Source organism: Hwanghaeella sp. LZ110 (assembly GCF_048892525.1).
GTDB lineage: Bacteria > Pseudomonadota > Alphaproteobacteria > UBA8366 > Aestuariispiraceae > Pacificispira.
The window spans coordinates 792,618-804,855 of the sequence record NZ_JBLZHT010000001.1; the positions used below are offsets into that span (position 1 = coordinate 792,618).

Genomic DNA, 12,238 nt, shown 5'->3' on the forward strand with positions numbered 1-12,238 from the left:
GCTATTGCTTGATCTCCACCTCTACGAAGGTGAAGGGAAAGTCGTTGTCGTTGATCACATTGTGGTCAACGCCGGTTTGCCGCGCATAGGACAGGCCCGCCTTCAGGTCGGACTGGAGGATTTTTCCGTCCGGAAATTCAATTGTCAGGGCCCCCGTTGTCATGGGGACGACGACATAATCCATTTCATGTTGATGCCGTCCCGTCTCTGCGCCGGGTGGGAAATGCCATTGGGTGACGCGGACGCGATCATCGTCAACCTGGACCGTGGGAATGGCTTTTGGGCGCTCGCTCATGCCTCTGGCTCCTCTTCATTTTGGTTTTGCAGGTGGATCAATCGGGCGGCCAGCGCATGCAAATCAGGATCGTGTATTCCCAATTGATCCAAATGCTCAACCGTTTTCAAAACATATTCCAGATTGGTCCCTCGCTGACCGCAGGCATTCAGCACGGTTGCCTCAATCATATCAAGGGGCAGGCCATGGGCGCATTGCGGGTGACCAGATACTGGGGCAAAGCTGTAGCACTGGATTTCACCGATATCGGTTTGGGCTGTCAGTTGAATGATTTCATAGCTGGAATTTCCCATTTCACGCAGCCAAATTGCGCGGGCGGCTTCCTGTAAGCGATCTGGATCGATTCTAAATGCACAGCCTTCGCATGTACCGCCGGGGGCCAACCCCATGACCAGGCCCGGTTTTTCCCGCGTGCCGCGATACCTGGTTGAAAACAGGCACAAGGCCCGATGCCAGCCCTGAACCGCTGCGCGCCGCCGGTCACAATAGGGAAATTCGGGGTTCCAGATCAACGAAGCGGTGCCAAAAATCCAAACATTCTGCGGGTCCGGCATACTGGCAATCCAGGCATCCGCCCGTTGACAGATCGTGTCGTCCGAGGCGCGGTCGAAATCTGGCAGGGGAGGTATCGGATGCTGGGGCCGCTTTGTCATGATCCTTTCATCCTGACAAGGCGCGCCCAGCTTGCCAAGCCGGTTTCTGGCGCGTACATCGGGACTTATGGGAAAAAGATCTTTGCTTCTGTTGGTGGTTGGTATTCTGGTGCTTCTGGTCGGGGCCTGGAGTGCTTGGTGGTTTTATTCCGCGCGTCTGGCGATATCCAGCTTTCAGGACTGGGTATCGGAACAGCGTAGCCAAGGCTATGATATCAACTTTCAGCGGATAGATACCGGCGGGTACCCCTTCTCCCTGGCCTTAACGGCGACCCGATTTGGTGTCGCGGCCCCCCTGCGGGCCTGGACAGTCTCTGGCGATGCGCTGACGGTCACGTTTAAGCCCTGGCAGTTGGATCGATATCAGATCTCCAGTGATCAACCTCTTCGCCTTTCTGCGGTGATGATACCGGAAAGCCAGAAAACACCGGTGGTGATTCAGGATTTAACCGGTGATTATCTGTTTCACAGAGATGGGGCCAAGCACCAGTTGCGTCTGATCGCGGCAGATGTATCTGGGCCCAATGGTTTGACCATCGACACGATTGGCGTCTCTGGAACAATGCCATTCCATGCGCCACAGGACCGTGATGCGGATATTATGACAGGGCATCTGGAGTTGGTCGGCGCTAAGATGCCTGGTCTTGTGCCGCAGGGCCTGTCAGAACAAATCGAGGCGGCGTTCCTTGATTTCACTGTGTCTGGTCCCCAACCCAATCCAGAATTCAGTATGGCAAAGCGCCTGTCTGATTGGCGGGACGCCGGGGGCGGTGTTGAGGTCAGCAAGATCGCCTTGGCGTGGCAGGACCTTAATCTGTCCGGTGATGGGACGATTAGCCTGGATGAGTATCTGCGCCCCCTGGCTGCTTTTGGCATGCAGGCGACCGGGCTTTCTGAAACCGCGCGAAGATTTGAAGAGGCGGGTCTGATCGATCGGCAGATACGGCGTTATATCGAAATGGGGGTCGGCCTGTTATCCTTGGGCTCCGGTCAGGCGGGAATGGTCCGCTTTCCGGTAACAATACAGGATGGCATTTTGTCGTTGGGACCTGTCGCATTGACGGAAATACCGCCCATTGTCGCCGGGGCTGGACCGCTGCCACCCGCTGTGCCCGCGCCAAAGACGGGTGAAATCACCACATTTCCCGATCTTGCCCCGCCGCCGACCGTCAGTGACGAGACCCTGGATGCAGGATCGAATCAAATGCAAGGCACCGACCCACAGGCTGCGCCGGCTCCGGCCCAATAAACGGACAGGTCTTCAGCCTTTATTCATGAAATCTGTCAGCCCGGCGATTAAGCGGTCGTTTTCCGCCGCGGTGCCGATTGTGGCGCGCAGGCTTTCGGCCAGCCCATAGCCTGCAACGGATCGCACGATAACGCCTTGATCTGCCAGATGGCTGAGGGCGCGTTTGGCGGTGTCGGCATCGTTAAAACGGATCAGCACGAAATTGCAGACGGATGGCGGGAAGCCCAGTCCCAATTGGGATAAGGCCCCGCACAGGCGCTTCAATTGTTCTGCATTCTGCGCCAGGCTGATTTCAACGTGGTCCTGATCCCCCAGGGCGGCGATACCGGCTGCCTGAGCAGAGTTGTTGACGTTAAACGGGCTGCGCACACGGTTTAGCGCGTCCACTACGGCTTCGGGCGCATAGCACCAGCCCAGCCGCAATGCCGCTAAACCATAAAGCTTAGAGAATGTGCGCAACATCACGACATTCTGGTAATCTTCAACCAAATCACATCCATCTGAGTAGTCGGACGCATCGACATATTCAGAATAGGCGGCGTCGATCACCAGCAAGATATCTTCTCGCAACCCATCCCGCAGACGACGCAATTCGCTGCCGGGGATATAGGTGCCGGTTGGATTGTTGGGATTGGCGACAAAGCAAATGCGGGTCTTGTCGGTGACACAGGCAAGCAAGGCATCAACATCCGTATGCAGGTCCGGTGTCTCTGGTGCCAGAACCGGCGTGGCCCCAACAGTTTTCGCGGTAATGCCATACATCAGAAAGCCATGCTGAGTCTGAAGGACTTCATCCCCTGGCCCCACATAGCAGCGGATCAGCAGGGTGATTAGTTCATCGGATCCCGCGCCGCAGACAATGCGGTTCACATCCAGACCGAACTGGGTGGCCAAAGTCTGACGCAATTGGGTCGCGCCACCGTCGGGATAGCGGTTCAGATGGATCGCTTCGCCATAGGCGGCAATTGCCTTTGGGCTGGGCCCCAACGGGTTCTCGTTGGCGGACAGGACAGCGGGGGGAATGGCGGCTGTGTCGTCGCCATGGGCGCCTGGCACATAGATAGGCGCTTCCGCAATGCCGGGGCGCAGGATTAGCGGGCTCTTCGTCATTTTGCGCTGTCATCCTCATTTTCTTTCGGAAGGGGCAGTGGGGGCCGCTTTTCAGGGCCTAGAACCTCTGCATAGCCGCCGACAATTTCCACTCTTACAACGGAATCGCGCACTTCGATCAATTCCAGGCGCGAGTCTTTGCTGTCGATGAAATCCCCTAATTCGATCAGATGGACCCAGCTTTCTTCCTGTGGCGCGGAGGCTGTGAACAGGGGATGTAACTTCGCCCGTTGCAATATGGCATTCAGGGCTGTGCGTGATAGGGGTTCCGTTGTTTCCATCAGGACCAGGGTGCGGTCGCTGCCTGTTGGTTCCAGCTTTAGGCGGGCGACGGCAAAGGCATCCTGCATTTGACCGCGCACGCTGCCGACACCGGCAAAGGGAAGGCGCATAATCACCTTGGGTGCGTTGGCACCCGACAGCTTGACCCACCAGGGATCGTCGTCGCTTTCCCGTGGGGCGGGCAACACGGCGATCTGGTGGCGATCTTCAAAGACCTGCGCCAGCGTATCGCGCACCGTGGGATAGGCGGTCATGGGTACCTGGCTGCCAAATTGGTCGCGCGCCAGATCCCACAATGTGTGTTCCTCAGAATTTGCCAGCACCGCGACGGAATAATGCGCCTGCAACATGGTAAAAGCGGCGATCATTTCGTGCCACATACGCGCCAGGGCCGCGAAAGGGAAGGGGCCGCGATGCCGTTCCGCCAGTCGGCGCAGCATGGATGCTTCGCGCGTCGGGCGCACTGGCAGTTTTGCCCCTTTGCCCTTTGCTGCAGCGACATATTGCACAACATCCCAACGTTTCAGGATCAGTTCGTGGATCTGATCATCGATTTCGTCGATCTGTTGGCGCAGTTCATCCAGTGTCGGTTTTGCCATGGTCTTGCCCAGCTTGATCGTCTCGTTAAAACACCAATATAGGGTTGGATGCTAGGACGTAGCGCGCCCACTGCCTGAAATCAAAATAAAAGAGTCTTTGTCTAAACCGTCATCGACTTCGCGGGGTTGATTTAATTTACGACTTTTTTGTGGAAATTCCGGTCGGTGGGGTTTAATACTCCGCCTCCCACTGGGAAAATTATGTCTGTCTGTTTAAGTGAATGAGAGCGATCTGTTATGCCAATTAAAATCCCGGATAATCTTCCTGCCCGCCTGGAGCTTGAGCGCGAAGGTATGAATGTGATGTCTGAAGCGAATGCGATTCGTCAGGATATTCGCCCGATGAAGATTGGCCTGTTGAACCTGATGCCACAGAAACAGAAGACAGAAACCCAATTGGCGCGCCTGATCGGGGCAACACCGCTGCAGATTGAATTGACCCTGGTGACGACCGGCAGCTATGTGCCATCGAATGTGTCGGCCCATCACCTGTCGACCTTTTACCGCGCCTGGGAAGAAGTCCGTGAAGAAAAATTCGACGGCTTTATCATCACGGGTGCGCCGGTGGAAACACTGCCCTTCGATCAGGTGAAATACTGGGCCGAATTGGAACAGATCCTGGATTGGACGCAATCGAATGTGCATTCCAGCCTGGATATCTGTTGGGGGGCGCAGGCAGCGATGTATCATCTGCATGGCATTCCCAAACATGAACTGCCATCGAAAATGTTTGGTGTCTTCCCGCATCGTGTGGTCAACCGCACATCCAGCCTGTTGCGCGGGTTTTCCGATGAATTGTCCATTCCGGTGTCTCGCCATACAGAAACGCGGCTTGAAGATATAACAAAAGTGCCAGGTCTGGAGGTTCTGATTGAGTCGGAAGAGGCCGGATTGTGCGTGATCAACGATGCGGCCCACCGTCACATCTACATGCTCAATCATCTGGAATATGATGCCTGGACCCTGAGGGATGAATATCAGCGCGATATTGATGAAGGTTTGAAAATTGATCCTCCGCGCTATTATTTCCCACAGAATGATCCAGGCCGGGATCCGGCAAACATCTGGCGCAGTCATGCGCATTTGTTTATCGGAAACTGGATCAATGATATGTATCAGTCGACACCATTCGATCTCGATTTGATTGGCATGGTATAGACGGGTGGGGAGTCCTTAGGGTGCAGCATTGGCGCGGATATCGATCCCTTGGCAGCATTGCCCGATGTCTGGCGCTTTTTGCGCTTCTGATTCAGTTTACATTGCCGCTTGGAACCGCGATCGCAGCGGGCCTGTCTGATGGTCATTCTGATACTCAGATCGTCTTTCAATGTCTAGGCGGGGCCCCTCAGACCGATCCTGATGACCAACCGGTTGTTCCCTGGCACACATGCGCCATGCCAGGCGGGTGTTGTGTCGCCCCTGTCCTGGCGATCCCTCCGACCGCCCTGGGGTCTGTGCAGATCGCTGCGTACCGCGTGTCATGGGACTCTGTAGATAACGGGTTTATCGCTGCCTATAGGGCGCATCGACCACCAGTCAGGGCCCCCCCTCTTAAGACCTGAATGCTCCTTAAGCTTATTCATTCAGCGTTCAAAGAAGGTACAATCACATGATAAAGACTGTAACGACGATCCGCCATGGCGCGGTCTTAACCCTGCTTGCGGCCATTCTGTTTGCATTCAATGCCCCTGTGCAGGCGCATAGTGGACCGATCCATGTTGAAAGCTCCTTTGCCCGGGCCAGTGCGTCTCCGGCTGCAAAATCCGGGGCGGCCTATGTCACCATCACCAATACCGGTAAATCCCCTGATCGGTTGATCGGGGTAGAAGGGGATGCCGCCGGGATGGTTCAGATCCATATGACCGAGATGACGAATGGTGTGATGAGCATGAAAGAAGTAGAAGGCGGAATAGAAATTCCAGCCGGTGGTACAATTCAACTGGAACCGGGTGGCAATCATGTGATGCTGATGGGCCTAAAGGCGCCGTTGGTTGAAGGGGAAACATTGCCGCTGACTTTGGTTTTCGAAAAGGCAGGCAAGGTTGAAGTCGATGTGCCGGTAATGGCCCCAGGCGCCATGATGGGCGAAATGGACCACAGCAAGATGAAACAGTAAGCCGTCAGACCGCTGATGTGCCTGTCATGCTTTCCTTAATCCCCGCAATCCAGTAAATCGCAGGGATGCAACGCTGGAAGCTGACAATCGAATACAATGGCGGGCCGTTTGTGGGCTGGCAACGGCAACCAAACGGTCCGACCATTCAGGCTGCCCTGGAGGCTGCGGTGTTCGCCTTTTGTGGTGAGGAAGCAGGTGTTCAGGGGGCAGGGCGCACTGATACCGGCGTCCATGCCCTGGCTCAGGTCGCCCATGTCGATATTGCGCGACAGACCACGGCGCGGACAGTACGGGATGCAATCAACCAACATTTGAAGCCCAACCCTATTGCCGTCACCCATGTTGAGCCGGTGACAGAGGATTTTCACGCGCGGTTTTCCGCGACGGGGCGCGCCTATTTGTATCGTATACTAAACCGCCGCGCGCCCGCCGCGCTGGATATCGGTCGCGTCTGGCCGGTGCCCCGCGATCTGGATGTGGATGCGATGCACGCGGCTGCCCAGCGGCTGGTAGGTCTGCATGATTTTACTAGCTTCCGCGCTGCAGAGTGCCAGGCGGCCAGCCCGATCAAAACGCTGGATAGGCTGGATGTTTCCCGTGTTGGGGAGGAAATCCATATCGTTGCAGAGGCGCGCAGTTTCCTGCACCACCAAATTCGAAATTTCGCAGGAACCCTGGAACGGGTCGGTCGCGGCAAATGGACCCCTGATGATGTGACCGACATCCTGAACGCCAAAGACCGCGCGGTGGCAGGCCCAACCGCGCCACCACAGGGCCTGTATCTGACACGGGTATCTTACGACACTTAGCCGTGGCTGAGGATGATGAAATCCTCAATTTTGCTGAGTACCTGATTGATCAGGAAGTCGGCAATGACCAGACCGATGGTCAAGCCCAGTTTGGTTTTGAACAGGGTTTGTAAAATCCAGCCATGCACCAACAAGGCCCACAGTCGAAGACCGGTCAGCAGCCCATTCGCCATAACAGGATCATTGTCGGCCAGGGTTAAGATAATGATCCATTGCAGCAGGATAGGAACCGCCATCATCCAATTGACCGCTACGACATAACGTATCCAGTTTTCCGGATGGGCGGTGTTTTGGGATACGGTGGCCATGATCAGCGGCCAATAGGTCCAGGCGATGATGTAGTAAATCGTATGGCTGATAAGGCGGATGAAAAACTGGGCGTCGCCATAGCGCGCGCTCTCGACAGAATAGATTGCCCACAGAAAGAAGGGAAACAGCAGCGCTGCACACCAGAAGCTTTTCAGGAAATCATCGCGTGTATCGCCAAAGGTCCACAGGGCAGGCTTGCGGGCGATGAAAACCTGTGCGCCGGCTGCCAATCGCCCTGCCATTTCGGCAAGGCTGATCGGCTTCATGCTGCACCTTGAGCGAAGTAACGATCTATGACCCTGGCATAAATCTCAGAGAGGGCTGCGATGTCGGAAACGGCGACACGTTCGTCCACCTGATGCATGGTTTGTCCAACAAGGCCAAAGTCAACAACAGGGCAGTAATCCTTAATGAAGCGAGAATCCGATGTGCCCCCAGTGGTGCTGAGGTCCGGCTTATGACCCGTGACGGATTCGCACGCCTCGCTGAGCAGATCCGACAATAGACCCGGCGGTGTCAGGAAGCTTTCGCCGGAAATGATAACATCCAGTTTGAACTTCGCCCCTTCACCGGCAGCGTCCGTCAGCAGGTTTTGCAGATCTTTGGTCAGGCTGGCCCCGCTGTGCAGATCATTGAAGCGTATGTTGAACCGCGCGGTTGCCTTGGCCGGGATCACATTGGTAGCCGCATTATCCACCAGGGCCTGGGTGATCGACAGGACAGACGGTTCAAAATGATCGGACCCATCATCAATCTTCCAGTTCACCAGGGCAGCCATCATCAAGGCCAGGCGATGGGCGGCATTGTCAGCCAGATGAGGATAACCGGTATGACCCTGAACGCCCTCTACCGTGATATAGCCATTCAGGCTGCCTCGGCGACCGATCTTCATCATCGTGCCCAGATCCGTTGGGTTGGTCGGCTCCCCGGTGATGCAATGGTCGATGACTTCCCCGCGGGCAGCCAGGGCGGGCAGCATTTTCTGGGTCCCGTTGATTGACGGGCCTTCTTCGTCCCCGGTGATCAACAGGCTGATCGACCCCGGAACAGGGCCGACCTGTGACAGTCTTTGAGACACAGCGGCGACCCAGGCGGCAATTGCGCCCTTCATGTCCGACGCACCGCGGCCAACAAGCATACCGTCCCTGATGTCCGCTGCGAAAGGATCGACGGTCCATTGATCGGCACTGCCGACCGGCACCACATCGGTGTGGCCAGCGAAACACAGATTGGGCGATTCCGTGCCCAGACGGGCATAAAGATTGTCTACTGGATCGGTGCCATCTTCTTCAAACGGCAAACGTGTACAGACAAAACCGAGCCCTTCCAAAACACGCTGCAGCAGGTCCAAAGCCCCCTCATCCGCAGGTGTCACACTGGGACAGCGGATCAGGTCCTGGGTCAGGGCAACGGGATCAAGGGCAGTAACAGTCATGAGTGATTAGGTCCGCAGCAATTCATTGATGGAGGTTTTGGACCGGGTGCGTTCATCCACGCGCTTGATGATGACAGCGCAATAAAGCGACGGGCCGGGGCTGCCATCGGGCAGGGGCTTGCCGGGCAGGCTGCCTGGAACAACCACGGAAAAGGCCGGGACGCGACCCATAAAGATTTCGCCCGTTGTGCGGTCGATAATCTTGGTGGATGCGCCGATGAAAACACCCATGGACAGGACGGAGCCTTCTTCAACAATCACGCCTTCGACGACTTCAGAGCGTGCACCGATGAAGCAATGGTCTTCAATGATCACAGGGCCGGCCTGCAGCGGTTCCAGAACCCCGCCAATGCCAGCGCCGCCAGACAAGTGAACATTCTTGCCAATCTGGGCACAGGACCCAACGGTCGCCCAGGTGTCAATCATCGCGCCGCTATCGACATAGGCCCCCAGATTAACAAAGCTGGGCATCAGCACGACATTGGGGGCGATATAGGCCGAACGGCGCACGGTGCAGTTTGGCACGGCGCGGAAACCGGCGGCGCGGAATTCCGTTTCGCCCCAGCCTTCAAATTTTGAAGGAACCTTATCCCACCAAGGTGCGTTGCCGCCAGGGCCGCCCGCAATTGTCGTCATGTCATTCAGCCGGAAGCTCAGCAGAACCGCCTTCTTCAGCCATTGATTGACGGTCCAGCCTTCAGCACCTTTTTCCGCAACACGCGCTTGTCCGCTGTCCAGCAGGTTCAATGCTTCTTCAACAGCATCGCGTATCTCGCCCCCGGTGGAGGTTGTGATCTGATCGCGGTTGTCAAAGGCGGTATCGATTGTTGCTTGCAATGCTTCATGTGCCATGGCCCGGGCCCCCTGTATATTTTGGGATAGTAAGACAGCACGACCTAGGCCGTGGAATAGCGGCACAATACCTACCGCGACGCGGCGGTCAAGTATGACGGAGATTGGATGCTGTCAGGGTCAGGTATGATATGCATGACAATTGTTAGGGTAGGATCGGTTGGCAGCAAGACGACTTCTTATTGCGCACCAATAGGCCTGACCCGGCTCGTCGCAATAATACAAGCATTCCAAGGCTCTGGCTTGCGCAAATGCGATTGCGGCGACGCCCCGGTCGCGAAGTAATTCTGCGGCATCACGGTCCACCTTACCCATGCCCGTCGGCTCCTGCTGTGCCTGATCCTATTCATCCAAAGGTATCACTGTTTGGATACTGACAGGTTTGCGTAAAGAAAATGTTAATCGGGAAATGTGACATTTTATATGGCCTTTAAAAAATTCATACCGATGGTGAAATTTTTTGGAACAATCATTCTGAAATTGCAGATAAGAGGGTAGGTTTGGCATCAGGCAGTCTGAAAATAGAGTGTTGCCAAACAGGGGCTTAACTCGCTTTGATGTTGTCACCATCCTGCATTCAGCGAGAAAGATGTAATGCCATGACCGGATTACTTCCCTATATTGCAGTGCCAATTCTTTTGGGTATTTCGAATATTTTCATGACATTTGCCTGGTATGGTCACTTGAAATTCAAGGCTGCGCCTCTGATGTTGGTGATAGTGATCAGTTGGGGAATCGCGCTGTTTGAATATTGCTTTGCGGTCCCGGCCAATCGAATTGGTCACACGGTTTATTCCGCCGCCCAATTGAAAACCATCCAGGAAGTCGTGACATTATGCGTATTCGTCGTTTTCAGCTTTTTGTACTTGAAGGAACCCATGGCCCCCAGCCAATTGCTGGGGTTTGCGCTGATCGCCGGAGGCGCGGCGCTGGTCTTCTTTAAGCCCTAGCAATAACCCGTGCCTGCAAGGCAAGGGTGTTGAGGAAACAAGAGGCTTTCCAAGGCGGATGCATTTGATAGTGTCGCCCCCGATCAATTCAAACCTTACCTCTGTAGGAGATACAGCATGTCAAATCTGATGAAGTTCTATATTGATGGCGCGTGGGTCTCGCCCAATGATGCGAAGCCGTTTGATGTCATCAATCCCGCCACCGAAGAGCCCTGTGCACAAATTGCGCTGGGCGGTGCCACAGACGTGGACAAGGCAGTCGCTGCGGCTAAGGCTGCGTTTGCGACCTGGGGCTATACGGCACCCCAGGAACGCATGGCGCTGATGGAAAAGCTGGTTGAAGTCTATAAGAGCAGGTCCGGTGAAATGGCTGAGGCGATTTCAAAAGAAATGGGTGCGCCAATCTCTATGGCCAACAGCGCCCAGGCCGCTGCGGGTATCGGTCATCTGCGCGCCTTTATCGATGTCATGAAGAATTTCACATGGGAACATGCCCTGAATGAGGCAAACCCCCAGGAAAGGATCGTGCATGAGCCGATTGGCGTTGCCGGTCTGATTACACCATGGAACTGGCCCATGAATCAGGTTGCGTTGAAGGTAGGCGCGGCGTTGGCGGCTGGTTGCACGATGGTGCTCAAACCTTCCGAAATCGCCCCCTTGTCTTCCATGCTGTTTGCAGAATTCATGGATGAAGCCGGTTTCCCGAAAGGCGTTTTCAATCTGGTTAATGGTGATGGACCGACGGTTGGTAACGCGATGAGCGTGCACCCCGATATCGATATCATGTCCCTGACGGGATCTGCGCGTGCCGGGATTGCGGTCACGAAGGCGGCTGCTGATACGATCAAGCGGGTTTCGCTGGAACTGGGCGGCAAGGGCCCGAATATCATTTTCGCGGATGCGGATGTTGAAAAGGCTGTGAAGGGTGGTTCGATCGGCATGTTCTATAACTCCGGTCAGTCCTGTAACGCGCCCTCACGTATGTTGGTCGAACGCTCTGTCTATGATCAAGCCGTAGAGATTGCTGCGGCCACGGCAGCGAAAACACAGGTTGGCGATCCGACTGAAGAAGGGCGCCACATCGGCCCCGTTGTCAGCGCGGCGCAGTTTGAAAAGATTCAAGGCCTGATCCAGGCTGGTATTGATGAAGGGGCCCGTTTGGTCGCAGGGGGCGTTGGTCGTCCGGAAGGCGTCAATCGGGGCTATTATGTGCGCCCGACAGTGTTTGCCGATGTAAACAATGAAATGACCATCGCGCGGGAAGAGATTTTTGGTCCGGTTCTGTCCATGCTGCCCTTTGATGATGAGGAAGAAGCCATCCGCATCGCCAATGATACGGCCTATGGTCTGACATCGTATGTTCAGTCTGGCAATCAGGCCCGGGCGCAGAAGGTTGCCCGCCAATTGCGTGCTGGCATGGTGATCATGAACGGAGCCTCCCGTCCGGCAGGCAGCCCGTTTGGCGGCTACAAACAGTCCGGTAACGGTCGTGAAGGCGGCGTCTGGGGTATGTTGGAATTCCTGGAAGTGAAAGCCATCAGCGGCTGGGATCCTTCTGCCTAAACACTAAAACAGGATT

13 protein-coding genes are annotated in these 12,238 nt (G+C 55.5%); 6 read left to right on the forward strand and 7 right to left on the reverse strand.

Going from position 1 to position 12,238, the window contains the following annotated elements:
* Position 1: 1 nt before the first annotated feature.
* Together ACOSDM_RS03515 and ACOSDM_RS03520 are read right to left on the reverse strand one after the other, a co-directional pair.
* On the reverse strand, positions 2-295 hold the full coding sequence (locus ACOSDM_RS03515) for a cupin domain-containing protein (RefSeq protein WP_420723095.1): 294 nt from the start codon (positions 293-295) through the stop codon (positions 2-4).
* Positions 292-948, reverse strand: a complete 657-nt coding sequence (locus ACOSDM_RS03520; protein ID WP_420723096.1) for a gamma-glutamylcyclotransferase — start codon at positions 946-948, stop codon at positions 292-294. The genes ACOSDM_RS03515 and ACOSDM_RS03520 overlap by 4 nt, the downstream gene beginning before the upstream one ends.
* Positions 949-1,030: 82 nt before the next feature.
* Here ACOSDM_RS03520 and ACOSDM_RS03525 point away from each other — a divergent pair, with 82 nt between their 5' ends.
* A complete protein-coding gene (locus ACOSDM_RS03525) occupies positions 1,031-2,197 on the forward strand; it encodes a DUF2125 domain-containing protein (RefSeq protein WP_420723097.1) in 1,167 nt (388 codons plus the stop codon).
* Between the two features lie 12 nt (positions 2,198-2,209).
* On the opposite strand, the gene hisC is transcribed toward ACOSDM_RS03525, so the two are convergent.
* Complete coding sequence (gene hisC, locus ACOSDM_RS03530; protein WP_420723098.1) at positions 2,210-3,307, reverse strand: histidinol-phosphate transaminase; 1,098 nt, start codon at positions 3,305-3,307, stop codon at positions 2,210-2,212.
* On the reverse strand, positions 3,304-4,188 hold the full coding sequence (locus tag ACOSDM_RS03535) for a chorismate mutase (RefSeq protein ID WP_420723099.1): 885 nt from the start codon (positions 4,186-4,188) through the stop codon (positions 3,304-3,306). Before ACOSDM_RS03535 ends, hisC begins: the two co-directional genes overlap by 4 nt.
* 237 nt (positions 4,189-4,425) lie before the next feature.
* Between ACOSDM_RS03535 and ACOSDM_RS03540 the strand changes: the two genes are divergently transcribed.
* From ACOSDM_RS03540 to truA, 3 genes are all read left to right on the forward strand, one after another.
* Complete coding sequence (locus tag ACOSDM_RS03540; RefSeq protein ID WP_420723100.1) at positions 4,426-5,346, forward strand: homoserine O-succinyltransferase; 921 nt, start codon at positions 4,426-4,428, stop codon at positions 5,344-5,346.
* Between the two features lie 451 nt (positions 5,347-5,797).
* The gene (locus tag ACOSDM_RS03545; RefSeq protein ID WP_420723101.1) at positions 5,798-6,304 is read left to right on the forward strand and encodes a copper chaperone PCu(A)C; all 507 of its coding nucleotides are present in this window, start codon (positions 5,798-5,800) and stop codon (positions 6,302-6,304) included.
* Positions 6,305-6,369: 65 nt separating this feature from the next.
* Entirely contained in the window at positions 6,370-7,113 is a 744-nt protein-coding gene (truA, locus tag ACOSDM_RS03550; RefSeq protein ID WP_420723102.1) for a tRNA pseudouridine(38-40) synthase TruA, read from the forward strand.
* On the opposite strand, the gene ACOSDM_RS03555 is transcribed toward truA, so the two are convergent.
* Genes ACOSDM_RS03555 through dapD form a run of 3 tightly spaced genes read right to left on the reverse strand, consistent with a single transcriptional unit; the run spans position 7,110 to position 9,709 of the window.
* Positions 7,110-7,688 (reverse strand): hypothetical protein, encoded by a 579-nt coding sequence (locus tag ACOSDM_RS03555; RefSeq protein WP_420723103.1) that lies wholly within the window; start codon positions 7,686-7,688, stop codon positions 7,110-7,112. The genes truA and ACOSDM_RS03555 overlap by 4 nt on opposite strands.
* Positions 7,685-8,857, reverse strand: coding sequence for a succinyl-diaminopimelate desuccinylase (gene dapE, locus ACOSDM_RS03560; protein ID WP_420723104.1), 1,173 nt, complete (start codon positions 8,855-8,857; stop codon positions 7,685-7,687). The genes ACOSDM_RS03555 and dapE overlap by 4 nt, the downstream gene beginning before the upstream one ends.
* 6 nt (positions 8,858-8,863) lie before the next feature.
* The gene (gene dapD / locus ACOSDM_RS03565) at positions 8,864-9,709 is read right to left on the reverse strand and encodes a 2,3,4,5-tetrahydropyridine-2,6-dicarboxylate N-succinyltransferase (protein ID WP_420723105.1); all 846 of its coding nucleotides are present in this window, start codon (positions 9,707-9,709) and stop codon (positions 8,864-8,866) included.
* Between the two features lie 599 nt (positions 9,710-10,308).
* Between dapD and ACOSDM_RS03570 the strand changes: the two genes are divergently transcribed.
* Both ACOSDM_RS03570 and ACOSDM_RS03575 read left to right on the forward strand, forming a co-directional pair.
* Positions 10,309-10,659, forward strand: coding sequence for a DMT family protein (locus ACOSDM_RS03570; RefSeq protein ID WP_420723106.1), 351 nt, complete (start codon positions 10,309-10,311; stop codon positions 10,657-10,659).
* Between the two features lie 117 nt (positions 10,660-10,776).
* Positions 10,777-12,222, forward strand: a complete 1,446-nt coding sequence (locus tag ACOSDM_RS03575; RefSeq protein WP_420723107.1) for an aldehyde dehydrogenase family protein — start codon at positions 10,777-10,779, stop codon at positions 12,220-12,222.
* Positions 12,223-12,238: the final 16 nt, after the last annotated feature.